This is a genomic window from Pseudoalteromonas distincta (assembly GCF_000814675.1).
Classification (GTDB): domain Bacteria; phylum Pseudomonadota; class Gammaproteobacteria; order Enterobacterales; family Alteromonadaceae; genus Pseudoalteromonas; species Pseudoalteromonas distincta.
Map to the genome: position 1 here is coordinate 36,583 of NZ_JWIG01000024.1, position 22,377 is coordinate 58,959.

The window sequence follows — 22,377 nt, forward strand, 5'->3', positions numbered from 1 at the left end:
ACTTAAGCTCAACTTAATTAGCTAGAACGAGAATAGTTAAGTAATTTTTTTAGATCTTTTAATAACCCTTTTTGTACTAAACGGTTTTCTTGTGGCTCGACCTTAAAAGGATATTCAAGTACCACTAACCCCATATGATCAATTAAATATAAACTTGCAGGATTTAAACTCTGTTGCTCGGTAATAATTTTCCATGGTAGATTTTTATTGTCGGGGCTTCCCATTACAGCCATATCAACCTTGCCTTGGTTTTTACCAAGTGCCACATATAAGTTATTAAGTGCATTGAGCTGTTCGCTGCATGGGGTGTTACATTCGTTTGAATAATTAAGTGCGATAGTCCATTGTTTGGGATTATTTTGCGGCCAATTTTTAAGTTTTATTTCTTGGCTTAAAAACTCGCCATTATTAGTAATTGCAGTAGGCAACCAATCAAACTTTAATGCGCCATATGCCAAAATTAATGGGATAGCGCAGCAACCCACAAACAACAAAAGGGGATTATTTTTCATTGTGTGTCCTTTTTTTACTCGCAAAAATAGCCACAACAGCACATGCAATAGCAATTAAAAACCATTGCACAGCGTAGGCATTATGCTTTTGAGGGCTCATAACAACGGCCTCATAATGAGGTGTTGCAATCTCATCACCAGTACCTTGTCTGTAAGCCATAAAATTAATTAATGATTGCTGGCTTTGGGTGCTCAGCATATTCAAGTCGATAGATTGGATTCTTGTAGGTAAGTCGTTATTTGTCGTTTTATCTTCAAGCGTGAAGCTACTTAAGTTATTTTCTTTTATTTGCGCTTTAAGAATAAAAACACCTCTAGGCAGAGTAACCTTTGGCAGTGCATCTCTAGATATAGGCGCTTTTACCCATCCTAAATTAACTAAAATCACTTTTTCTTCGCTATCTGGCTTTAGTAAAGCAAGTAGGTCGTACCCTACTTGTCCGTTATAAACTTGATTATCTAAAAGCCAATATTGGTTTTGTACAAACCGCCCTTTTAACTCAACCAATACACCAGTTTTGTTCCAGCTATCAGGCAGGTTAAGTAATTGAGACCAGCTCATCACACCACGAGTCTGTTGCTTAGCAATAGCGGTTAGTTGTTGCTGCTTTTGCTCACCTCGCTCCAACTGCCAAAACCCTAATCGCACACACACAAGTACAACAACCACAACCATACAAAGTGTGATTAGTGAGCTAAGCTTTTGTTTGTGCCATAAAACTAACTGCATAAAGGGTCAACTCAGTGATTATTAAAATTATTATCGTACTGTTGTTAATATTTATACTTTTTAACTTATTTAGAGCATTGTTTATTATGGTGTCAGGGAAAACAGGGGGACGACCTATGTCTCACTTTTTAGGTCGTCGCGTATTGTTTTCGGTCGTTGTTTTAGTTGTTGTTATTGCAGCGCTTAAACTTGGTTTTATTAAAGCAAATAATTCGCCAATAAACGCTACAGCACATATACAAATACAAACAAACACAGCCACACCACATCAACAAAGTGCCAATACCAAGCAGCTGCTTGAAAAGCAAAGTGCTTATCTTTAGTAAAGTGCCCTTTTAATATCCGTAAAAATATTACAAATAAAAGTACGGTTCCTAGCGTTACATGCATGCCATGAAAACCAGTCAATAAAAAAAACGTATTACCGTAAATGCCCGCATCTAGCGTTAGATTAAGGTCATTATATGCATGCATGTACTCCTCAACTTGTAGCCCTAAAAAGCAAACGCCCAATAAAATAGTAGCGCCTAAAAAAACCTTAAGTGGAGTGCGTTTATTGTTTTCCATCGCTACGTGGGCAAAATGTAAAGTAACTGAGGAGGTAAGCAGTATTAAGGTATTTATAAGTGGTAAGCCTTGCCAGCCCATAGCTTGAGTAGTTTCGCCAGCAGGTGTTGAAACTAGCGGCCAAACGGCTTCAAAAGTAGGCCATAATACCTCGTTAGTCATTGCATTATTGCCTGCACCTCCAAGCCAAGGTACCGACAATACGCGTGCATAAAAAAGCGCACCAAAAAAGGCCATAAAAAACATAACTTCAGAAAAAATAAACCAGCTCATACCTTGTCTAAAAGAGCGATCCATTTGTGCTGAGTACAAACCTTGGTCCGACTCACTAATTACATTTTTAAACCAGCTAAACAACATATACACAAGTACAGCAATACCGGCATAAAGCAGATAAACCCCGCTACCACTTTCTTTACCTACACTCATAACTGTTAAGCCTGCCCCTACTGCAATAAAAAACAATGCAACAGCACCTACAATAGGCCACGGACTTTGCTCAGGTACGTAATAATGCTCATATTCTTGATTCATTTTATTTACTCCTAGTTTCACGCTAGTTTAAAAAGCTAGTTATTACTTGCCACCAGCTGTTCACTAATATCAAATACGGTATAAGATAAAGTTAATTCTTCAATGTCGCTTGGCAATGCGGTATCAACATAAAAAAGTAATTTAAATTCAAGTTCTTCCCCTGCTTTTAGAGGTTGCTGATCAAAGCAAAAACAAGCTATTTTATGTAAATACTTTGCCGCTTTACCTGGTGAGACTGATGGTACAGCCTGCATTACTTTATCCAGATTGCTGTTATTTTTAGCGCTAAACATTACCTCACGCATTGCACCGGGTTTTACCACTACACTGTATTCTTTTGATTTAACTTCAAACGGTGCACCACTTTGTGCGTGAGTAGTAAAGCTAACGCCGACTTCTCGGTTTTGTACTATTTGTGTACTTTGCTCTGCTTGCTCAAGCGAAGGCTTTCCATTAAGCCCTGTTACATCACAAAACACGTCATACAAAGGTACTAAAGCAAAGGCAAAGGCAAACATGCCTATGCAAATAAGTACCAAACGTTTGAGTAGCGGTGCGTGTGTCATTACTTAATTACCGGCGGCGTAGAAAAAGTATGATATGGCGCTGGAGAGTCAACTTCCCACTCAAGCCCTTCTGCTCCTTCCCATACTTTTGCAGGCACTTTATCACCGCCACGCGCGCATTTAATTACCACAGCTACAAACAACAATTGCGATAAACCAAAGGCAAACCCACCAATACTTATGATTGCGTTAAAGTCGGCAAATTGAAGAGCGTAATCGGGAATTCGACGCGGCATACCAGCAAGCCCTACAAAATGCATAGGAAAAAACAGTACGTTCACGCTCACCAGTGATAGCCAAAAATGCCATTTAGCCAATGTGATATTAAACATATTGCCCGTCCACTTGGGCAGCCAGTAATAGGCCCCCGCCATTATCGAAAATACAGCCCCTGTTACTAATACATAATGAAAGTGCGCCACTACAAAATAAGTATCGTGATATTGAAAGTCAGCAGGTGTAATTGCCAGCATCAATCCCGAAAAACCACCCAAGGTAAACAGCACAATAAACGCAATACTAAAAAGCATTGGCACTTCAAAAGTTATTGAGCCTTTCCACATTGTGGCAACCCAATTAAATACTTTTACTCCTGTAGGTACCGATATAAGCATGGTCGCGTACATAAAAAACAACTCGCCAGCGACCGGCATCCCAGTGGTAAACATATGATGCGCCCAAACAATAAAGCTAAGTAGCGCAATTGAGGATGTGGCGTAGACCATTGATGCATAACCAAAAAGTTTTTTACGAGAAAAGGTAGGCACTATGGTCGATATAATGCCAAAGGCAGGAAGAATCATTATGTATACTTCAGGGTGACCAAAAAACCAAAAAATGTGTTGGAACATCACCGGGTCGCCACCGCCTGCGGCATCAAAAAAGCTGGTCGCAAAATACTTATCGGTAAGTACCATAGTGACAGCCCCTGCAAGCACTGGCATTACGGCTATTAATAAAAAGGCAGTAATTAACCACGTCCATACAAATAAGGGCAACTTCATCCATGTCATGCCGGGGGCACGTAAGTTCACTATGGTTACAATCACATTGATTGCGCCCATTATCGAGCTAATTCCCATAATATGTACGGCAAATACAAACAATGCAGTATTATCATTACTGTATGTTGTGGACAGTGGTGCATAAAAAGTCCAACCAAATGCAGGACCCCCACCAGGCATAAATAACGATGCCAATAGGATTAAAAACGCAAACGGTAAAATCCAAAAGCTCCAGTTATTCATTCTTGGCAATGCCATATCTGGCGCGCCAATCATGAGTGGTATCATCCAGTTAGCAAGGCCTGTAAAGGCCGGCATAACCGCACCAAACACCATAATTAAACCATGCACTGTGGTCATTTGATTAAAAAAGTGAGGATCGACCAACTGTAAACCTGGTTGAAATAATTCAGCCCTGATCACCATAGCCATTGCGCCACCAATTAAGAACATGGTCAGCGAAAAAATTAAATATAAACTACCTATATCTTTATGATTAGTTGTGTAAAGCCAGCGTTTAAAACCTTTAGCTGGGTGATGAGCATGATGAGCTTCATTGGCGTTAGGTTGTTCTACTATGCTACTCATTAGTTCGCCTCCACTTTGGCATCAAGTGCTGTCTGTATTTGACTCGGTTGAATAACATCACCCGTATCATTACCCCACGCATTACGTTTATAAGTAATAACCGCAGCTAATTGCTTTATAGATAACTGCTTGGCAAAAGCTTGCATTGCCGTACCGGGTCGTCCATGGATAACTACATCAATGTGATCTTTTATATCGCCAAGCACTATCGGGCTGCCTTTAAGTGCAGGAAATACGCCCGGTAACCCCATGCCAGTAGGTTGATGACATGCAGCACAATTAGCCATATATACTTGTTCGCCTAAAGTCATTAACTCTTCTTTTGGGAGGGTTTTATCAAGTAATGCGGCATCTGCTAATGCTGCTTTTTGTTTAGCCTGCTTTGCATCTGCAAGCCATGTTTTAAAATCAGCTTCAGATTTAGCGACCACCACAACGGGCATAAAGCCATGGTCTTTACCACACAACTCAGCACATTGGCCTCGGTAAGTACCTTCTTCGTTTATGTTCGTCCATGTTTCATTTATAAAGCCGGGGTTCGCATCTTTTTTAACTGCAAAATCAGGTACCCACCAAGAGTGAATAACATCATCAGAAGTCATTAAAAATCGTACTTTTTGATTTATTGGCAGTACAAGAGGCTTATCAACCTCAAGTAAGTAGTTAGGGTTTTTATCTGCAAGATTCGCTATTTCATCTTGCGGGGTAGATAAAATAGAGTAGAACTCTACATCTTCGCCCATATATTCATAATGCCATTTCCATTGCGAACCCGTAATTTTAATAGTGAGATCAGCTTTGCTGGCATCTTCCATTGCAATAAGGGTTTTAGTGGCTGGTACTGCCATAGCAATTAAAATAACAAACGGAATTGCAGTCCAAAGTATTTCTACTTTAGTGCTTTCGTGAAATTGGGCAGGTACAGCCCCTTTAGATTTACGGTGATGAATAAGTGCCCAAAACATAATTGCGAACACTATCACCCCAATCACACAACATATTATAAATATGGTCATGTGCAGCTGATATACATTATTGCTTATATCGGTTACGCCTTTGCGCATATTGTATTGGCTGTTAGCCAAAACTGGGTGCGAAAAAACACATAATATAAGCCACAAGGTAGAGGTCAGTTTACCCATGTGACGGCTCCTTTGATGCTATTGCGAATGCAAAGCGAAGAGGCATACGGCTTAAACGCCAATTCGTTATTTTTATTTTTTTAGCCAATCTCATTTAATATTGATTGGTTTTGCTGCGCCAACAACGGGTTTGTGTATATTGTGTGTTCTCAAAACTAAAAAGCTGTGAGTTATTATTAGCTCAGCACATTAACAATTAGCTAAAAAACGAACAACAAGCAAGTTTTAGTATAAAAAACAATCAGGTGATATTGAATAATTAATAAAAAATCGGTAATCAACTGGACGACAGGAAGTTCAAAATATGAGCAAAACAAAGGGGTTTAACGCATTCGGAGGGGGAAAATATAAGTGCAAAAAAGTTTACAGCTTAAATAGTCAGTGGGCTGTTTACGCCCTATTTTTAGTACAAATTTTAAAACAAAAATGCGTACTAATTAGTACGCATTTATAAAACTGCTTGTTTAAAAGCTATTTTTAAAGTCACATCCAATCAGCGTTTCTTATAACGCCAACGGCTAAGCCTTCAATATTAAAAGACTCATTCTCAAGATCTACTTCAATAGAGTCAAAATCGTCGTTTTCAGCATGAAGTAATACTTTACGACCCGCTTTCTCAAGACGTTTTACAGTTACGTCTTCGTCTAGGCGGGCAACAACAACTTGTCCGTTTTCAGCGGTTTGAGTACGATGTACAGCAAGTAAATCACCATCCATAATACCAATATCTTTCATGCTCATACCGTTAACGCGTAGTAAAAAATCTGCAGCTGGTTTAAACATTAATGGATCGATTTTGCAGTGACTTTCAACGTGCTCTTGCGCCAAAATAGGTGAACCAGCAGCAACACGCCCTATAAGCGGTAAACCTAATTGTTCTGGCTCTTCTTCTTCAATTAATTGAATACCACGGCTTGCACCTGGTTTCATTTTAATTGCGCCTTTTTTAGCAAGTGCTTTTAAATGTTCTTCAGCAGCATTGGCACTTTTAAAACCTAATGTTTGCGCTATTTCAGCACGTGTAGGGGGCATACCAGTGTCTTTAATAAAAACTTTAATTAGTTCGAGTATTTGAGCTTGGCGGTTCGTTAATGGTCGCATACAACTGGTTTTCCATACAGTACATTTAACTGTGAGTATATACAGTTAAATAAAAATCGCAAATTTAAATTAAGCCTTAAAATAGCTAAAGTAATTTCACTTGTGTACATTTCAAGGATATAACTAAAGCTAAGTTTATAAATGATTAAAAATGCAAAGGAGACATTATGAGTATTTGGTACCAGCCCATCACCTTAGAGCTGTGCAAGCAGTTAGAGCAAGGCGTTAATGGCCAAGGAACATTAATGAAAACTATGGGTATAGAAGTCACAGAAATTGGCGATGATTATTTGGTTGCCACAATGCCGGCAATTCCTGAGCATCATAACCCAATGGGCATGGTTCACGGCGGTGCTAACGTTGTACTTGCCGAAACAGTTGCCAGCTATGCCGCTAACTTTGTTGTCGATTTTACTAAATTTTACTGTGTAGGGCAGGAAATTAGCGCAAGTCATTTAAAAGCATCTCGCAACGGCACTTTAACAGCAACGGCTAGAGCATTTCATATTGGCAAACGTAGTTCAGTGTGGGAAATAAAAATTACAAATAGCCGCAATGAGCTGTGCTGCGTATCAAAAATGACCGCAGCAGTCGTAGAGCGAAGATAGTTACTTTTCGATTGGGTAAATGGTAATTTCCATACCCGCACCAATCGCAGATATACGCAATAATGTATCTGCATCTAAGGCTTGATTAAAGCACTTAGGAGAAGTCCCTGATTCAAAACCAATATCAAACGTTCTACGTGAACAGCTTAACCATTGCTTTAGCGCGTTACGCGAACACGATTCAATAAGCTCACATATATGGTTTATGGCTTTATCAGGTGTGCTCACCTCACCTGTAGCTTCAATACGCGCTAATTGACGGTATTCGTCTTTGTCATAATGTAAAATCGTCGCGACTTTTTTCAAGTCTGCCACTAGCAAACTAATATCTTGCTTTGATTCAAGCTCAAGATCTACATTTAAAAATTGAATTTCCGACATCGTTTCGTATTTATCCTCTAATAATTTCATTGCAAACTTTAACGCAGTTTTACCGTTATACCAAATCAACTATGCTCTATTAACCACTTTATATGGATATTTCGCAGCTTTTAAGTATTTTTTAGCATTTAAAGCTAGCTGGATATCAAACATCCAGCTCAATTAAACAGATAAGTCATGTTAGGGATTTAAGTGTAATCTTTTTTATTTTTAAATGATTACAGTAAGCTATAGTTTAAACTGCGACAAAATGTCGCAGTAACTTATCCCATTAATGTAATAAACTAGCCTCTAAAAATAATAAGACTAAAACATGAATAAAAAAATATTTAAACATGCTCGCAAGTTACATAAATGGTTAGGTTATTTATTAGCACTACAAATTTTAGCATGGTTACTAGGTGGTTTAATTATGAGTGCAATCCCTCTTGATAAAGTTCATGGGGAGCATCTTGCAACACGTACTCTTAATAACCCATTTACGCAGGCTGATTATGTTGCCTCCCTTGACGATATTGCCTCTCAGGTGGCTAATCCAACACAAATAATTTTTGAGAACTTTTTAACCACACCTATAATTACAGTAATAAATAAAGATGAACAGCAAAGCTTTAACGGTATAACAGGCCGGCCCTTTGAGCCGCCAACTAAAATACAAATTACCGCAAATGCTAAAGCACACTTACTTATTGATGCTCAAGTGACAAGCGCTGTACTGCTAAAGCAAGGTACGCGAGAAGTTGGATATAAAACCAATGTTTGGCAGGTCCAATTTGACGACACTTTTAACACAACACTGTACTTGTCAGAAAATAACGGCAGAGTTGTCACCGTTCGCAGCACACTATGGCGAATTTTCGACTTTTTTTGGATGTTACATATTATGGATTACGATGAGCGAGAGGATTTTAATAATCCGCTGCTTATTAGTTTTGCAGCAACTAGCGTACTTTTTTGTTTAAGTGGAATATTACTACTTATACAAAATATACGACTAAAACGATTTATCCGAATTAAAAATAAGAATAAATCAAAGTAGTCATATTGGTTTTTGAGAGCTAGCGCCCACTTATCAAAGAGTAAATAAGCCTAGGGCTTATTTTATTCCAAGTGCTTAAATCGACTCAAATGTCGCTTTAACATTTCGTTTTCGAAAATCAACTCATCACGCTCATCCAGCAATTGTAAAACTAAAGCTATTGCCGACCAATCTAACGAAAAGTCATGTTGGATACGGGCCGCTTTTTTAACTAAGGTCACTGCAGATACCGTAAATTGCCACTGCGTAACATGATCCCCCTCAATTGGAACCGCAATATTATGCTCAACTAGCTCATATAAAATTGCTTCGCTAATATCACTACTCAAACATAGCTCTTTACTAGTAAGTAAATCGTCCTTTTGTGTCACGATAATTTGCATTATGGCTTGCTCCAGTTATTACGGGGATTAAAGTGAGCTTTTTCGGCTAATTCTTCCCAAAGTTTTTTACTGGTATCATCAACAGATGTTGGATTAACAATTTTAAGCACAGCAAATAAGTCACCTTTAGCTTTTTTACTCATTAATCCCTTACCTTTAATACGCAAGCGTTGACCAGACTGACTATTAGAAGGAATAGTTAATTGGATATTACCTGTCAACGTAGGTAAATTTAGCTTTGTACCAAGAGCCGCTTCCCATGGTGCAAGAGGGACAACTATATTTAGGTTATGACCCTCAACATCAAATAATGGGTGAGGCACTAAACTAATTTGTAAATACAAGTCGCCATTTTGCCCATTCGCTGACCCTAATCCGCCTTGCCCTTTTAGTCGAATTCGTTCGCCATTTACTGAGCCTGCAGGAATTTTCACTTTAAGTGATTTTTTAATTTCAGTGACACGGCCACTGCTGTCTCGCTGCGGTAACATAAACTCAACAGGCTTCACGGTATCAACTAAAGTCTCTTCAAGAAAAATTGGGAACTCTATTTCCACATCTTGTCCTTTTTGCGCGCGAGCGGCGTTACTTCTGCTCTGCCCGGAACGATCGAATCCACCAGCTCCGCCAAACATTGAATTAATAAAGTCAGAAAACTCTTGGTCGGTTTGAGGATCGCTTTGCTGATAATTACTTTGCGAAGAGGCATTGTTACCACCATAATGGCCTTGCTGTTGACGAGCACGATTTTGTTGGTGACGACGTAACTCGTCGTATTTTACACGTTCTTCTTTGTTATGGATGACTTCGTAAGCTTCTGCTATTTCTTTAAACTTATCTTCTGCTTGAGGCTCTTTGCTTACATCTGGGTGATATTTTCTGGCTAACTTTTTATAAGCTACTTTAACCGCTTTATCATCTGCATCAGGCGATATTCCAAGCACTGCATAATAATCAACAAATTTCATTTGCAATCCAAATCCTCATATTGAGTAAGCTTTAAGCATACTCCTTAACGGGTAACCTTGTGTGGTTAAAATACGATAAATAGTGAGAAATAAATGAATAGTGAAAATAACTTTGAGTAAAAAATTAATCAGGCACTTTTTATTAATATAAGCGTAGGCCTTAAGTTAACTTTATCTTTTATCTTCAAGGCTTTAAACTGCCTATTCCTGTAGTTCACATTTGTGATGGATATGACTCGATTTATTCTGGCCTTATTGGCTTGTTGTGTGTGCGTTTCGGTATCAGCCGAACAATTTACCCGTTTTTCAACGGCTAAAAGACATTTAATTAAAACCCTACCTGACAACGCCAAAAGCATTTACTGCGGCTGTGATATTAAAAAAGAAGGCAAAAAACTCATTCCTGATCCTTCTAACTGTGGTTACATTCCTCGAAATACACTTACCCGCTCAGGCAAAGTAAATGTGCGAGCACTACGCATTGAGTGGGAACATATTGTTCCGGCGTGGGAATTTGGTCATCAGCTACAATGTTGGCAAGATGGCGGACGTAAAAACTGCCGTAAAGTAAGTGCTAAATTTAGAAAAATGGAAGCTGATATAAATAACTTAGCGCCAGCTATTGGCGAAATTAATGCCGATCGCTCTAATTATCGTTTTGGCATGCTTAGCGAAAACGCCACACAGTATGGTCGCTGCGAAGTAAAAGTAAACTTTAAGCAACGTGTAGTTGAACCGCCTGTCTATGCACGTAAACGTATAGCTGACACCTACGCTTACATGCAAAAAACATACGGTTTAAAAATCTCTGATAAACAGCAAAAGTTATTTAATGCATGGCAAAAGCAAGCATTCGCAGATACAAGTAGTGCGAGCAAGCTCTAAGCTTTAACACTCATTTACATAAATCAAAGTTATAAATGTTGAATAAACGAGCGAGTGTTGTAATATTTTAAACAACTTATTTACAAAAAAGCCCTTACCTATGTTTAAAAATAATAAAACCTCGCTTGCCATTTTCACTGCATTTGCGGGCTTTGCTTTGACCGGTTGTGGCGGCGGCGGTAGCGGTATCGACTCAGCCCCTGTAGTTACAACACCTGTTAGTAGCAGTCCAACATGGACTGCGGGTGTATTTGAACCCTCTAACGATTTAAAAAACTTTTGCGAAACCCCGCGTACGGGTAATGATCCCTTTAATAACAACGAGCCTTACCCAGATCAAGCAGGTTCTGCCCTTTACGAAAAACTCTGGCTTCGCTCTTGGAGCGACGAAACCTACCTTTGGTATGATGAGATTGCCGATAACGATCCTGAAAGCTTTGCCACAGTAGCAGATTATTTTGCCCAATTAAAAACAGAGCAGCTTACCGACTCAGGTGCAAAAAAAGATAACTTTCATTTTTCAGAACCTACTGAAGATTACTTTCAAGAAGCGCAATCGGGCGTTACTTCTGGTTACGGTATAAATTGGGCGTTTATTGGCGATACAGCCGACCGTATTTTACGCGTCGCTTATCTTGAAGATGATTCACCTGCAAGCCAAATAGGCTTTCAACGTGGTGATACTGTACTTTCAGTTGACGGTGTTAGCATTAATACCAATACACAGTCGGGTGTAGATACGCTTAACGAAGGCTTATTTAGCCCAACTAACGGCGACTCACATACTATTGTTGTACGCAGTAACGATGGCGCCGAAAAAACATTTAATGTAACCGCCGGCAATATTGAACAAACACCGGTTCAAAATGTTAAAACGATTACAACCGTAAATGGTTTAAGCGTGGGTTACATGCAATTTAATAGCCATATAAGCATTGCCCAAGAAGGGCTTATTGATGCGGTAAATAAGTTTAAAACCGATGGTATTGATGAGCTTGTAATCGACTTTAGATATAACGGTGGTGGTTTATTAGCACTGTCGGCACAATTGGCTTATATGGTTGCCGGTAATGCCAACGTTAACAACCGCTTTTATTATCAAACTCAACAAAACGATAAACAACCCGTTGATTCACCTTTTCCATTTATTGATGAAGAAATAGATTACTCTACTTTTTTTAGCACAGGTGAAAACCTACCTGATTTAAACCTATCAAAGGTTTATGTATTAAGCACATCAGGCACCTGTTCGGCATCAGAAGCTTTTATTAATGGTTTAAAAGGTATAGACGCAGAAGTTATTTTAATTGGCGACACAACCTGCGGTAAGCCCTATGGCTTTACCCCAACTCATAACTGCGCAACAACCTATTACACTATTCAATTTAGTGGCGTAAATAGCAAAGGATTTGGCGAATACGCTGCGGGTTTTACACCAACCCCTACGCCACAATTTGATGCTGATGTTCAAGGTTGTGAAATTGAGGACGACTTTGATCATCAGTTAGGCGACAGTGACGAGGCCGTTTTAGCCACCGCATTATTTCATGTTGAAAATGGCAATTGCCCAATTAGAACGGCTGCTGCAAAAGCAGAGCCAGCTAATTTTTCAAGCTCTCGTGAATCTCTCATTCCTTTAAATATGCCTGAGCAATTTACCCAGCGTAATATGGACTTAACTTGGCCAACACTGAGTGAGGAAAGGTAATGGCTAAATTATTACTCCCATTAGCTACCTTATTCGCTTTGGGAGGATGCCAAAGTGTAAATAGTGAGCCCGCTAAACCCGCTATATTAACGAGCGTTAATCCTAGCGTTATTGCAACACTACAACAGGCAATTCAACAAGCTAAGGGAGGCGCATTAGTAACACTTTCCGATTCCGTATTTACTAAACGTAGCGAACTGCTAATTGATCATGCAATGAGTAAAGGGTCTGATGGCAGAGTAATTATGGGCGCGCATAATATAAAATCTGAAAAGTTTATTTTGCAGCTACGTAATAACCAATGCGAGCTTTACTATCCTAAAAAAGAGCTTACTACAGTACTTGAAGGTGTGACCTGTAAAGAGTTATAAGGCACTTTATTAGCGTTTATAAAAAGGCGCGCAGCACACCGCTGCGCGCCTTTTTCTATTTTAAAGCGTTATTACAAGTCTTGATGCGGACCAAACACTTCATAATGAATCTGCTCGTTTTTAACACCTAACTCAAGTAACTGGTTTTTTATAAATGCCATAAAACCGGCAGGACCACATATATAAAAGTCACCATTACTCAATGGTAGCTGTGCTTGTACTGCGTTTAGGTTCATTAACCCAGTAAAGTCAGCGCCCTCTGTCGCTTGGTTAAACCACGTCATTGTTTGTAAGCGGTTATAAACTGCATTTAACTCATTTAAATATTTTGAAAACGAATGCTGCTGAGTATTTTCGCAGGCATGTAAATACATAATCTCTTGATTAGAGTTGTCACTTAATAACGTTTCAAGCATAGCCAGCATTGGCGTTTGCCCAACACCTGCTGAAATGAGTACCGCTGGACTTGTATTATTACGTAAAAAGAAGTCTCCTGCCGGCGGGTATAGCTCAACAATAGTGCCTTGCTCTAATGAGTGTAAATGATTAGACACCATGCCAGGCTTTGGCTGTAGCTCTTTTTTAACACTAATACGGTAGTTTTTAGCGTTACTTTTTTGTGAAATAGAATACTGGCGAATTTCTTCATATTCAGCGCCCTCTGGCTTAACTTTAATACCTAAATACTGCCCTGGTTTATGTGTAATAACAGCTTCGCCATCAACTGGCGTAAGTGTAAAACTCGTTACTAGTTCTGATTCAGCCTGTTTGTTGGTTATTTCAAATTGGCGAGTTCCCGCCCAACCACCGTGTTTATTTTTACTGTGCTCATACAAAGCAGCTTCTTCGGTTATACAAATATCAGCAAGTACGCCGTAAGCTTCGCGCCAAGCGTATTCAACATCGGGAGTAAATTGCTCAGGAAGAAGCTCTTTAAGCGTACCAATTAAGTGTGCACCTACAATAGGGTAATGCTCAGGTAAAATATTCAAGCTGGTATGCTTATGATTAATACGTGTTAGCGCTTCTTTTAATACGGCTAAATTATCAATATTTTGTGCATACGCAGCCAATGCATTAAAAAGTGCAAATTGCTGACGACCTGTATCTTGATTCGCCATATTAAAAATATTTTTAAGCTCAGGATTATGGCTAAATAAACGCTTATAAAAATGATCGGTAACAACCGTACCCGCCTGCGCTAATAACGGAACTGTGCTTTTTACAATCTCAATGGTTTTATCAGATAACATATGTGTTTCCTATGGATGAACTAACCACGACGCCCATCAACACGACGCCGCGTTAATATAGGTGTGCAGTGAATTAAAAATAATGAAAAAGCCACTAACCACAGCAAAGCACTTATTTGCCAAGCAAGGTGAGGCCCAATAATAAAAGGGAGTAATGAACGAGTAATAGCGGCCACAAGCAAAAACGCAAAAGCAACAGCCATGTAATGGGGAATAGCGAGTGTCCGCCCTGTATGACCATGTGATACACGCGTCATCATTGCTAAAATCATCATACCTATTGTGCCAATAGTGATTAAGTGCAGCGCATCTTTAAATTGTATTGCACTGCTATAAAAGCTAAATGCAACCATCATTAACCCTACGCCTAACGCTAAGTAAGAAAAATGTAAAGACCATAACAACGGCACTCTCAATACCTTGCTATCCCACCAACAACCAGCCCTAAGCAGGTGAAGCGCAGCAACAGTTGCAACAACTAACGCAGGATTAATCGTGTTCAAAAACAACTTGTTGATGAAAAACAGAGTGATAGCCAAAATAGATAAATACATCACCGCTTTATCTATTTTAGGAGTGCGAACTTGTGCGGCTAAACCTAGACCTTTAGCGGTAAAAAATGGTAAAACGCGGCCCGCAACAATGCCAACTAGTAAAGTAATTACCAGTACTGCGGTATCAACCACACCAAGTGCAAGCTGCATGTTTTGTTGTAAAACAAGTATTAAATACAATACATTGAGTCCACAAAGCACAGCTAAAATAGCTAAAAACGGATAGTTACTTTTGCTATTGGCTTTTAATAACATATTAGCCAACGCGGTTATGGCGCCTAACCACCAAATAACTTGTAATGTAAGTGCAGCATATAAATTAAAATGAGCAATATCTGGCAGTACTACAAAAAATGCTAAGCGCGCTGCAAGCCATATAAACGTAAGCCACATAAGAGCTTTGCCACTTATGCTCGGCACGCCTGTCCACGTTTGTGCTGCGGTAAGTAAAAAGCCAACAGCTACAACTCCTGCAAAGCCAAACAGCATTTCGTGCGCGTGCCATAATGTCGCAGGTATCGATAAGTGCCAACTTGCATGGCCTGTTAAAATAAGTAGCCAATACCCCACTGACAAAAATGCCAATAAGCCACCGCCTAAAAAGAAAGGCCTAAAAGCTAGCATCCATAACGGCCATTGAGATACTTGATGAATAGCAACGCGTGCTGGCATTGGCTCAGTTAAGTTTATAGGGCGCATTATCGTACCTCCTGCCCTAAACCATGCTGTGCAACACAGCGCAGTACGTAACTTACTTTTAAAATAGCAGCAATAACAATAGTCCCAATATGAGCTGATACTTGCACCGCCATGGAAAAGTACTCAGCAAACGGGTAGCTAATTAAAATACTTGCCGTAATACACACTAAACTCACAGCCAATGCAGTATTGGCAGCAAATAATACTGTTTCGTATAGTGAACTAAACTGTGTTTGATTATTTAAATTATTCAGCATTAGTGTGTTCATAGCGATCTCTGTAACTAACTACGTTACTTAGCTATTACACATACTGTGCCAAAAAATTTAATTAATTAAATTCAATAAGTTAAATTAAATCACTTTACAGTATGAGTCTTTATGACCTACTATAAATTAACTCATAAGAACACAAACAGGTCATTTTGACGTGAACCAGCAATTCAACCTTACACAAGTTGCTCTAGAGCTTGCTCAAAGTACACTACACGAGCATAGCTTTGATCAATTACTAGCAACGGTTGAGCGGGTTATTCCTAGTGATGCAAGTGCGTTACTAGTGCTTCAGGGCGAACAATTAAAACCCCTGGCAATTAAAGGGTTAATGCCCGACAGTTTAGGCAGACGATTTAAAATAGTAGAACACCCTCGCCTAGAAGCTATTTGCAAAAGCACACTCGCGCTTCAATTTGCGCACGACTGCCCACTACCCGATCCATACGATGGATTGCTATTAGCTAAAACCGGCGACATACCGGTACATGCATGTTTAGGTTTACCTCTTTATGATAAAAACGCGCTACTTGGCGTACTTACGTTTGATAGCCTTAACGCTAATGCATTTAACAGCATAAGCGCTGATACACTCAATACTTTACAAACGCTGTGTAGTGCGCACTTTAAAACGGCCTTAGAACTTGCCCACTACAAACAGCATGCACAGCACTCAAGTGCATTAGTACAAGAACTAAATCGTGAAGCATTAACACGTGACGGCGGTGAAATTATTGGTCAAAGCCCGTTAATGCAAACACTTAAAAACGACATTAAACTCGTTGCAGCATCTAACTTTAGCGTGCTTATATTAGGTGAAACAGGGGTAGGGAAAGAACTTGTTGCGCGTAACATTCACTTAAATTCAGCTCGAAAAGATCAACCGCTTATTCACTTAAATTGTGCCTCACTTCCCGAAAACCTCGCCGAAAGTGAATTTTTTGGTCATTCTAAAGGGGCTTTTACAGGCGCACAAAATTCGCGCCAAGGTAAATTTCAGTTAGCTGATGGCGGCACGTTATTTTTAGATGAAATAGGCGAACTACCCCTTGCCATGCAAAGTAAACTATTACGAGTGCTACAAAGTGGCGAAATACAAACGGTAGGAGAAGACACGCCAAAATACGTAAATGTACGCGTTGTTGCTGCAACCAACAGAAATTTAAAAGAAGAAGTAGCTCAAGGTCGCTTTAGAGCCGATTTATACCATCGCCTCAGTGTCTACCCTATTACTGTGCCACCACTTAGTAAACGCGAGCACGACATAACACTCTTAGCTGGTTATTTTATTGAGCAAACAGCCCGTAAATTAGGGATAAAACAATTAAAACTAAGCCCCGAAGCGCAAGCATTACTTAATCAGTACAGCTGGCCAGGTAACGTGCGCGAGCTTGAACATGTCATTAGCCGAAGTGCGCTAAAAGCGAAACAAAGCCAATGGCAAAATCCAATAATAACAATTACAAGCGAGCACTGTGATTTAACACCTAGTGCACAGCCAAACTCTATTGTTGCAACTCAAAGCACAACCAATACCCTAATCAACCAACCTCTAAAGCAAGCTGTAGAATCTTTGCAATACAATGTAATTACCGAGCAATTAAAGCAGCATAATTACAATTGGTCAGCAGCAGCAAGAGTGCTCGAATTAGATAGAGCTAACTTGGTACGCTTGGCTAAACGCCTAGGAATAGAAGTAAAAAAAACACTATAATCATTTAAAACACAACTAAAATGCTGCTAAAACTATTGATTAGCAGCTAACTTACTAAAATGTGTTTTTAACAACCCAGCAAAAGCTTGTACTTTAGCAGTGCGATGCACTAAGTGATGTGTGACTAACCATACATCGGTAGGCCAGCTTAACTCACTGTGTAATATAGGTACTAAATCAGAATATTGCGCCGCTACGTCATGCTGTAATCCGCCAATGCCTAGCCCTTTAATTATTGCACGAGTCGCTTCTGCGGTTTCAGATACTCGCAGCTTAATTTGCGATGCAGGAATATGTTCATCTGCCCATGCAAAATAAGGCACGCGGGCATTAAAACCCGCCACACCCGATACAAAATTATGTTGTTGTAAATCACTTAATAATTTAGGCATGCCGTATTTATTAATGTAACGTTTATTCGCGTATAAACTCGATGATAACTGCGCTAAATGCTGAGCAATATAATCGCCCTCATCAGGTCTTGGGCCTGCACGCACTGCAATATGTGCTTGTCCGTGATCGAGTCTTAATCTTTTTTGTTCTAAAATAACCTCAAGCTGCACTTGTGGATGTAGCGACTGAAATTGCTCACATACATCACCAAGTACATCCATAAAACCACTTACCGTCGTTAGCAATAAACTCCCTCTAAGGGTGCTATCGGCTGCTGCTATATCGTTATGTAACTGCTCTAAGGAGCTATGGATAGTTTGCGCCGTTGCAAATAACTTGGTGCCAATTTCAGTAACCTTGTAACCACGGGCATGGCGATGAAAAAGGCGTGCATTTAAGTTTTTTTCAAGATTATTAATTCGCCTAAGTACTGTGCTGTGGTGCACATTAAGCTCTTCTGCCGCCGCCGTTAACGTGCCTAATCGTGCTACTTCAAACGCTACTTTAACGTCTTGCCAATCTTCAAATTTTATCGCCATGCTGCTTACCTTATACTTATGTGCATTTACGCACACAAGTGTTGCGTTTATTAGGGTTTTCTACAAGTGAAATTTTGCTACATTAGTCATGTAACTTAAAACATTAAAAGGCCACTACCATGTCAGCACCAAAAATTATCGCCCTAGCTGGAAGCCTTCGCCAAGAAAGCTTTAATCAAAAAATTATTAATGAGGCAGCACGTTTTGCTCTACAAACAGGTGCTGAAGTAGAAGTAATAAAACTAAACGAATTAAACATCCCACTATTTAACGAAGATATTGAAGCGCAAGGTACACCAAGCGATGTACAGCTTTTAAAAGATAAGCTACGTACAGCCGACGGTATTTTACTAGCAAGCCCAGAGTACAACGGCTCTATTACCGCAGCACTAAAAAATGCGATTGATTGGGCATCGCGTACAGAGCAAGGTGCTGTTCCTGCTTTTCGTAATAAAGTGGTTGCTTTGTTTGCAGCATCGCCTGGTGGGCTTGGCGGCTTACGCGGTTTAAATCATGTGCGTGATATATTAAGCGGCATTGGATCGTTAGTACTTGCCGATCAACTTGCAGTACCCGCTGTGCACACATTGTTTAATGAAAATGGGCAAATAAATGAACCTGTAACGGCTGAAAAAGTATCAGCCCTCGCTCATCAGTTAGTAAGCGTTGCAAGTAAGTTAAAATAACTTGCACGCACGCCTACTTACTTTGTCGCTGCTATTTTGGCGGCGATAAAGTCGGTATGCGTTACATATAAAAGCCCTGCTACTTTACGTATAACGTAGTCTTCTTGGGGATCTATTTCTCCATCGGCATACGCTAAGCGCCATAATAACTCTATTATTTCTATTCGCTGCGCCGCGCTACAATGCTCATTAATCTGCTTTGAAAACTGAAAGTAATCTATCGAATCATCTAAGCTACTTGCCGCGTTATTAGTAAGCTCATTAACCTCAATATCTGTTAAATTAAAATACTTTTTTAAGGTTACAGTCAGGGTTCGTTGTTCATCATGTTCAAGCTTGGTATCTGCACGCATAACTTCAATTAATAATGCAGCAACAGCTGTTTTTAAATCGTGCTCTTGCATACTTGGCTGCTGTTCATCGAATACAGCAAAAAGTTGTTTTATTTGTTTGAACATCACACTTTCCCTTTTTGGGTGTTAGACTAATACGTAAAGAAATCGACCTTATTACTCTTATTAATGGGTATAAAGTTCGCAAATTAAAGGATACATTTTATGAAAGGAATAAACACACCACGCTTATTTATAGGCGCTACGCTGGTGGCCCTTTCGAGTGCAAATACTGCACTTGCTGAAAAAGCCGAAACCGAGAAGCTCTACGACTTTGATAACAAAGTACATTACTACCAAACACAAATTGGCGAAGACAATTATAAAATAGAAATCCAGTCAGACGATTACAAACACTTTACCAATCAAAGTGTATTTTTATTGCGCCATGCTGACCGTCTATGCCGCGGCAATACCTTTATGTTGAAAGTACTTGAAGGCGTGCAAGAGTACGAACGTTTTCCAACAAAACCACGCGCTTACCAACCAGATTTAAGTGTTTTACTCCAATGCGAAACTAAAGAAGATACAAGTAAGGGTAAGTAACCTTAGTCTTTATAACCCCAAGGTGCTGATGGTGGAGTAGTCGGTTTAGTTAAATCAAAATCCACCTTAAACTCACGTCCTTGGCGAATTAATCGATAAGTAAATACTTCTGGGTAAATATACATTTGCCATGTATTACCTACAGACTGCGCAAGACCTTGTTTTACAAATAACTCTTTAGAGTATTGGTCTGCTGGAAACGACTGTATCTGCGCAGACCCTGCATCAAGCGTATGGCCACCATACATAGTTGATGCGTCGTCTGTTCCATCTTTATGACGATGATCGTGCTTTAAACTCAAGCCGCTACCCGTTTTAGTTATGATCCACGTACGTGATGCATCGTCTCCTACATGAAACGGTACTTGTAACTCAGTCTCACTACATTTACGTACATGCATAACCAGTTTTTTATCTGTAAATGAGCTTGGGCCTTTCGCGTAATCTACTGCTACTTCACCTTCAAAAGCTTTACCGCAATGCGCTGCAATACTATTAAAAAAGGCATCATGAGTAGGAATAGACACTAGCGGTGCAGGGCGTGCAAAAGCTGTCGATGAAGCAACGATTAAAGTTGCTGCAGTTAATAATTTCATTTGTTTCTCGTTATAGTTATTTTAAAACACCTGTAATAGTACAGTTTTCTTAAGTACTTTATTAGAAGTATCTATATAAAAATGAGAACGGGACAACTAGATAAAATTTTAAGTAATGATTAACGACTAAATATCTCTGCACTCATTAACAATCCTACTTTTATAAATATTAATTGCACACTCCGAGATGTGATTTTAACGTCGGGAGTCGCTACGCTCGAACGACCTACGTGATGGATGTTGGTATGAGTGTGTGTTAACTGCGCACATTTCACTTTTCTGCAGACGTAAAAAAGCCCGACTATTTCTAGTCAGACTCTCTACAATTTGAAGTCGGTGCGCTACGCAATAGGATGTCGTAGTGCCCACAGCGGTGGAGAGCCACAGTGAAATGCTACACTATCATTGTGTCGGGGCGGCCTTCCGTGGGGCTAGCCTTCGAGCTGCTTCGTTTCACTACTGAGTTCGGCATGGGCTTTTTACTAAATCCCAGACAGCAAAAAACCCGTCACATTTCTGTAACGGGTTTCTTTAATTTGAAGCCTGGTAATGTCGTAGTGCCCACAGCGGTAGAAAGTCACAGTGAAATGCTACACTATCTTTGTGTCGCGATATGAGTGTGTGTTTATTGCGCGCATTTTACTTTTCTGCAGACGTAAAAAAGCCCGACTATTTCTAGTCGGGCTCTCTACAATTTGAAGCCTGGTAATGTCCTACTTTCACATAGCAAATGCTACACTATCATCGGCGCTGTTTCGTTTCACTACTGAGTTCGGCATGGAATCAGGTGGGTCCAAAACGCTATTGTCACCAAGCAAATTTGGGCGTTAATCCGTATTTCTACGCACTAACTGAATTTGGAAAATATCTGATAATATTTTTTAAGTCTTTCTAAGTAATTTCTACTTTAGTCATATTAACTTCTGTCTAAACTGTCGCATAAAACGCGTTTGGCGTTGTATGGTTAAGCCTCACGGGTAATTAGTACAAGTTAGCTTAATGGCTCACACCACTTCCACATCTTGCCTATCAACGTTGTAGTCTTCAACGGCCCTTCAGAGACTTTAAAAGTCTAGTGAGAACTCATCTCGAGGCCTGCTTCGCGCTTAGATGCTTTCAGCGCTTATCAGTTCCGAACGTAGCTACCGGGCAATGCCATTGGCATGACAACCCGAACACCAGCGGTTCGTTCACTCCGGTCCTCTCGTACTAGGAGCAACCCCTCTCAATTCTCAAACGCCCACGGCAGATAGGGACCGAACTGTCTCACGACGTTCTAAACCCAGCTCGCGTACCACTTTAAATGGCGAACAGCCATACCCTTGGGACCGACTTCAGCCCCAGGATGTGATGAGCCGACATCGAGGTGCCAAACACCGCCGTCGATATGAACTCTTGGGCGGTATCAGCCTGTTATCCCCGGAGTACCTTTTATCCGTTGAGCGATGGCCCTTCCATTCAGAACCACCGGATCACTATGACCTACTTTCGTACCTGCTCGACGTGTCTGTCTCGCAGTTAAGCTGGCTTCTACCATTACACTAACCGTACGATGTCCGACCGTACTTAGCCAACCTTCGTGCTCCTCCGTTACTCTTTAGGAGGAGACCGCCCCAGTCAAACTACCCACCAGGCACTGTCCGTAA

General features: G+C 40.1%; 25 protein-coding genes and 2 rRNA genes. 9 read left to right on the forward strand and 18 right to left on the reverse strand.

All coding sequences use genetic code 11. The features are described 5' to 3' along the window. Window positions 1–17 precede the first annotated feature (17 nt). Entirely contained in the window at window positions 18–512 is a 495-nt protein-coding gene (locus tag QT16_RS15375; RefSeq protein ID WP_024595087.1) for a hypothetical protein, read from the reverse strand. Continuing rightward, entirely contained in the window at window positions 502–1,242 is a 741-nt protein-coding gene (locus tag QT16_RS15380; protein ID WP_039489136.1) for an SURF1 family protein, read from the reverse strand. The genes QT16_RS15375 and QT16_RS15380 overlap by 11 nt, the downstream gene beginning before the upstream one ends. 14 nt (window positions 1,243–1,256) lie before the next feature. On the opposite strand from QT16_RS15380, the gene QT16_RS21095 reads away from it, so the two are divergent. Further along, window positions 1,257–1,565, forward strand: coding sequence for a DUF2909 family protein (locus QT16_RS21095; RefSeq protein WP_076915320.1), 309 nt, complete (start codon window positions 1,257–1,259; stop codon window positions 1,563–1,565). Here QT16_RS21095 and QT16_RS15385 read toward each other — a convergent pair. From QT16_RS15385 to lexA, 5 genes are all read right to left on the reverse strand, one after another. Continuing rightward, window positions 1,468–2,343, reverse strand: a complete 876-nt coding sequence (locus QT16_RS15385) for a cytochrome c oxidase subunit 3 (RefSeq protein WP_039489137.1) — start codon at window positions 2,341–2,343, stop codon at window positions 1,468–1,470. The genes QT16_RS21095 and QT16_RS15385 overlap by 98 nt on opposite strands. Before the next feature lie 35 nt (window positions 2,344–2,378). Beyond that, window positions 2,379–2,909: a cytochrome c oxidase assembly protein gene (locus QT16_RS15390; protein WP_002959612.1), complete on the reverse strand. Its 531-nt coding sequence runs from the start codon at window positions 2,907–2,909 to the stop codon at window positions 2,379–2,381. Next, the gene (gene ctaD, locus QT16_RS15395; protein WP_002959615.1) at window positions 2,909–4,501 is read right to left on the reverse strand and encodes a cytochrome c oxidase subunit I; all 1,593 of its coding nucleotides are present in this window, start codon (window positions 4,499–4,501) and stop codon (window positions 2,909–2,911) included. The genes QT16_RS15390 and ctaD overlap by 1 nt, the downstream gene beginning before the upstream one ends. Continuing rightward, window positions 4,501–5,643 carry a cytochrome c oxidase subunit II gene (coxB, locus tag QT16_RS15400; protein ID WP_039489140.1) on the reverse strand — a complete coding sequence of 381 codons (1,143 nt, stop codon included), beginning with the start codon at window positions 5,641–5,643 and terminating at the stop codon, window positions 4,501–4,503. The genes ctaD and coxB overlap by 1 nt, the downstream gene beginning before the upstream one ends. 483 nt (window positions 5,644–6,126) lie before the next feature. Beyond that, window positions 6,127–6,744 carry a transcriptional repressor LexA gene (gene lexA / locus QT16_RS15405; protein ID WP_024595093.1) on the reverse strand — a complete coding sequence of 206 codons (618 nt, stop codon included), beginning with the start codon at window positions 6,742–6,744 and terminating at the stop codon, window positions 6,127–6,129. A 167-nt stretch (window positions 6,745–6,911) separates the two neighbouring features. Here lexA and QT16_RS15410 point away from each other — a divergent pair, with 167 nt between their 5' ends. Next, on the forward strand, window positions 6,912–7,352 hold the full coding sequence (locus QT16_RS15410; RefSeq protein ID WP_002959621.1) for a PaaI family thioesterase: 441 nt from the start codon (window positions 6,912–6,914) through the stop codon (window positions 7,350–7,352). Here the strand turns inward: QT16_RS15410 and QT16_RS15415 are convergent, their stop codons facing one another. Further along, window positions 7,353–7,733: a hypothetical protein gene (locus tag QT16_RS15415; RefSeq protein WP_024595094.1), complete on the reverse strand. Its 381-nt coding sequence runs from the start codon at window positions 7,731–7,733 to the stop codon at window positions 7,353–7,355. 313 nt (window positions 7,734–8,046) lie between these two features. Between QT16_RS15415 and QT16_RS15420 the strand changes: the two genes are divergently transcribed. Continuing rightward, the gene (locus QT16_RS15420; protein WP_039489142.1) at window positions 8,047–8,772 is read left to right on the forward strand and encodes a membrane protein; all 726 of its coding nucleotides are present in this window, start codon (window positions 8,047–8,049) and stop codon (window positions 8,770–8,772) included. A 62-nt stretch (window positions 8,773–8,834) separates the two neighbouring features. On the opposite strand, the gene QT16_RS15425 is transcribed toward QT16_RS15420, so the two are convergent. Next, window positions 8,835–9,155: a chaperone modulator CbpM gene (locus tag QT16_RS15425; protein ID WP_024599636.1), complete on the reverse strand. Its 321-nt coding sequence runs from the start codon at window positions 9,153–9,155 to the stop codon at window positions 8,835–8,837. Continuing rightward, window positions 9,155–10,123 carry a DnaJ C-terminal domain-containing protein gene (locus QT16_RS15430; RefSeq protein WP_039489145.1) on the reverse strand — a complete coding sequence of 323 codons (969 nt, stop codon included), beginning with the start codon at window positions 10,121–10,123 and terminating at the stop codon, window positions 9,155–9,157. Before QT16_RS15430 ends, QT16_RS15425 begins: the two co-directional genes overlap by 1 nt. Before the next feature lie 231 nt (window positions 10,124–10,354). Between QT16_RS15430 and QT16_RS15435 the strand changes: the two genes are divergently transcribed. From QT16_RS15435 to QT16_RS15445, 3 genes are all read left to right on the forward strand, one after another. Beyond that, window positions 10,355–11,008, forward strand: coding sequence for an endonuclease (locus QT16_RS15435; RefSeq protein ID WP_033020859.1), 654 nt, complete (start codon window positions 10,355–10,357; stop codon window positions 11,006–11,008). 100 nt (window positions 11,009–11,108) lie between these two features. Further along, complete coding sequence (locus tag QT16_RS15440) at window positions 11,109–12,716, forward strand: S41 family peptidase (RefSeq protein ID WP_039489147.1); 1,608 nt, start codon at window positions 11,109–11,111, stop codon at window positions 12,714–12,716. Next, a complete protein-coding gene (locus QT16_RS15445; protein WP_039489149.1) occupies window positions 12,716–13,087 on the forward strand; it encodes a hypothetical protein in 372 nt (123 codons plus the stop codon). Before QT16_RS15440 ends, QT16_RS15445 begins: the two co-directional genes overlap by 1 nt. 71 nt (window positions 13,088–13,158) lie before the next feature. Here the strand turns inward: QT16_RS15445 and hmpA are convergent, their stop codons facing one another. Genes hmpA through QT16_RS15460 form a run of 3 tightly spaced genes read right to left on the reverse strand, consistent with a single transcriptional unit; the run spans window position 13,159 to window position 15,862 of the window. Continuing rightward, a complete protein-coding gene (hmpA, locus tag QT16_RS15450; RefSeq protein WP_039489151.1) occupies window positions 13,159–14,340 on the reverse strand; it encodes an NO-inducible flavohemoprotein in 1,182 nt (393 codons plus the stop codon). A gap of 20 nt (window positions 14,341–14,360) precedes the next feature. Next, window positions 14,361–15,593: an NnrS family protein gene (locus QT16_RS15455; RefSeq protein WP_039489153.1), complete on the reverse strand. Its 1,233-nt coding sequence runs from the start codon at window positions 15,591–15,593 to the stop codon at window positions 14,361–14,363. Continuing rightward, on the reverse strand, window positions 15,593–15,862 hold the full coding sequence (locus tag QT16_RS15460) for a hypothetical protein (RefSeq protein WP_007584928.1): 270 nt from the start codon (window positions 15,860–15,862) through the stop codon (window positions 15,593–15,595). Before QT16_RS15460 ends, QT16_RS15455 begins: the two co-directional genes overlap by 1 nt. A gap of 160 nt (window positions 15,863–16,022) precedes the next feature. Between QT16_RS15460 and norR the strand changes: the two genes are divergently transcribed. Beyond that, window positions 16,023–17,579: a nitric oxide reductase transcriptional regulator NorR gene (gene norR / locus QT16_RS15465; RefSeq protein WP_039489156.1), complete on the forward strand. Its 1,557-nt coding sequence runs from the start codon at window positions 16,023–16,025 to the stop codon at window positions 17,577–17,579. Window positions 17,580–17,611: 32 nt separating this feature from the next. Here the strand turns inward: norR and QT16_RS15470 are convergent, their stop codons facing one another. Next, entirely contained in the window at window positions 17,612–18,511 is a 900-nt protein-coding gene (locus QT16_RS15470) for a LysR family transcriptional regulator (protein ID WP_039489158.1), read from the reverse strand. Between the two features lie 119 nt (window positions 18,512–18,630). Between QT16_RS15470 and QT16_RS15475 the strand changes: the two genes are divergently transcribed. Continuing rightward, window positions 18,631–19,197: an NADPH-dependent FMN reductase gene (locus QT16_RS15475; protein WP_024605004.1), complete on the forward strand. Its 567-nt coding sequence runs from the start codon at window positions 18,631–18,633 to the stop codon at window positions 19,195–19,197. 17 nt (window positions 19,198–19,214) lie between these two features. On the opposite strand, the gene QT16_RS15480 is transcribed toward QT16_RS15475, so the two are convergent. After that, window positions 19,215–19,655 (reverse strand): tellurite resistance TerB family protein, encoded by a 441-nt coding sequence (locus QT16_RS15480; RefSeq protein ID WP_039489160.1) that lies wholly within the window; start codon window positions 19,653–19,655, stop codon window positions 19,215–19,217. Window positions 19,656–19,754: 99 nt separating this feature from the next. Between QT16_RS15480 and QT16_RS15485 the strand changes: the two genes are divergently transcribed. After that, entirely contained in the window at window positions 19,755–20,135 is a 381-nt protein-coding gene (locus QT16_RS15485; RefSeq protein WP_039489163.1) for a hypothetical protein, read from the forward strand. Window positions 20,136–20,137: 2 nt separating this feature from the next. Here the strand turns inward: QT16_RS15485 and QT16_RS15490 are convergent, their stop codons facing one another. The 3 genes from QT16_RS15490 to QT16_RS15500 all read right to left on the reverse strand — a co-directional run. After that, window positions 20,138–20,731 carry a hypothetical protein gene (locus QT16_RS15490; protein ID WP_039489165.1) on the reverse strand — a complete coding sequence of 198 codons (594 nt, stop codon included), beginning with the start codon at window positions 20,729–20,731 and terminating at the stop codon, window positions 20,138–20,140. Between the two features lie 700 nt (window positions 20,732–21,431). Beyond that, window positions 21,432–21,546 (reverse strand): 5S ribosomal RNA (rrf, locus tag QT16_RS15495). A gap of 145 nt (window positions 21,547–21,691) precedes the next feature. Then, window positions 21,692–22,377, reverse strand: a 23S ribosomal RNA gene (locus QT16_RS15500); the annotation flags it as partial.

Bases quoted from the DNA above. Each gene is read 5' to 3' on its own strand.
- QT16_RS15375 (WP_024595087.1), bottom strand. From the start codon at position 512: ATGAAAAATAATCCCCTTTTGTTGTTTGTGGGTTGCTGCGCTATCCCA.
- QT16_RS15380 (WP_039489136.1), bottom strand. From the start codon at position 1,242: ATGCAGTTAGTTTTATGGCACAAACAAAAGCTTAGCTCACTAATCACA.
- QT16_RS15385 (WP_039489137.1), bottom strand. From the start codon at position 2,343: ATGAATCAAGAATATGAGCATTATTACGTACCTGAGCAAAGTCCGTGG.
- QT16_RS15390 (WP_002959612.1), bottom strand. From the start codon at position 2,909: ATGACACACGCACCGCTACTCAAACGTTTGGTACTTATTTGCATAGGC.
- ctaD (WP_002959615.1), bottom strand. From the start codon at position 4,501: ATGAGTAGCATAGTAGAACAACCTAACGCCAATGAAGCTCATCATGCT.
- coxB (WP_039489140.1), bottom strand. From the start codon at position 5,643: ATGGGTAAACTGACCTCTACCTTGTGGCTTATATTATGTGTTTTTTCG.
- lexA (WP_024595093.1), bottom strand. From the start codon at position 6,744: ATGCGACCATTAACGAACCGCCAAGCTCAAATACTCGAACTAATTAAA.
- QT16_RS15410 (WP_002959621.1), top strand. From the start codon at position 6,912: ATGAGTATTTGGTACCAGCCCATCACCTTAGAGCTGTGCAAGCAGTTA.
- QT16_RS15415 (WP_024595094.1), bottom strand. From the start codon at position 7,733: ATGTCGGAAATTCAATTTTTAAATGTAGATCTTGAGCTTGAATCAAAG.
- QT16_RS15420 (WP_039489142.1), top strand. From the start codon at position 8,047: ATGAATAAAAAAATATTTAAACATGCTCGCAAGTTACATAAATGGTTA.
- QT16_RS15425 (WP_024599636.1), bottom strand. From the start codon at position 9,155: ATGCAAATTATCGTGACACAAAAGGACGATTTACTTACTAGTAAAGAG.
- QT16_RS15430 (WP_039489145.1), bottom strand. From the start codon at position 10,123: ATGAAATTTGTTGATTATTATGCAGTGCTTGGAATATCGCCTGATGCA.
- QT16_RS15435 (WP_033020859.1), top strand. From the start codon at position 10,355: ATGACTCGATTTATTCTGGCCTTATTGGCTTGTTGTGTGTGCGTTTCG.
- QT16_RS15440 (WP_039489147.1), top strand. From the start codon at position 11,109: ATGTTTAAAAATAATAAAACCTCGCTTGCCATTTTCACTGCATTTGCG.
- QT16_RS15445 (WP_039489149.1), top strand. From the start codon at position 12,716: ATGGCTAAATTATTACTCCCATTAGCTACCTTATTCGCTTTGGGAGGA.
- hmpA (WP_039489151.1), bottom strand. From the start codon at position 14,340: ATGTTATCTGATAAAACCATTGAGATTGTAAAAAGCACAGTTCCGTTA.
- QT16_RS15455 (WP_039489153.1), bottom strand. From the start codon at position 15,593: ATGCGCCCTATAAACTTAACTGAGCCAATGCCAGCACGCGTTGCTATT.
- QT16_RS15460 (WP_007584928.1), bottom strand. From the start codon at position 15,862: ATGAACACACTAATGCTGAATAATTTAAATAATCAAACACAGTTTAGT.
- QT16_RS15470 (WP_039489158.1), bottom strand. From the start codon at position 18,511: ATGGCGATAAAATTTGAAGATTGGCAAGACGTTAAAGTAGCGTTTGAA.
- QT16_RS15475 (WP_024605004.1), top strand. From the start codon at position 18,631: ATGTCAGCACCAAAAATTATCGCCCTAGCTGGAAGCCTTCGCCAAGAA.
- QT16_RS15480 (WP_039489160.1), bottom strand. From the start codon at position 19,655: ATGTTCAAACAAATAAAACAACTTTTTGCTGTATTCGATGAACAGCAG.
- QT16_RS15485 (WP_039489163.1), top strand. From the start codon at position 19,755: ATGAAAGGAATAAACACACCACGCTTATTTATAGGCGCTACGCTGGTG.
- QT16_RS15490 (WP_039489165.1), bottom strand. From the start codon at position 20,731: ATGAAATTATTAACTGCAGCAACTTTAATCGTTGCTTCATCGACAGCT.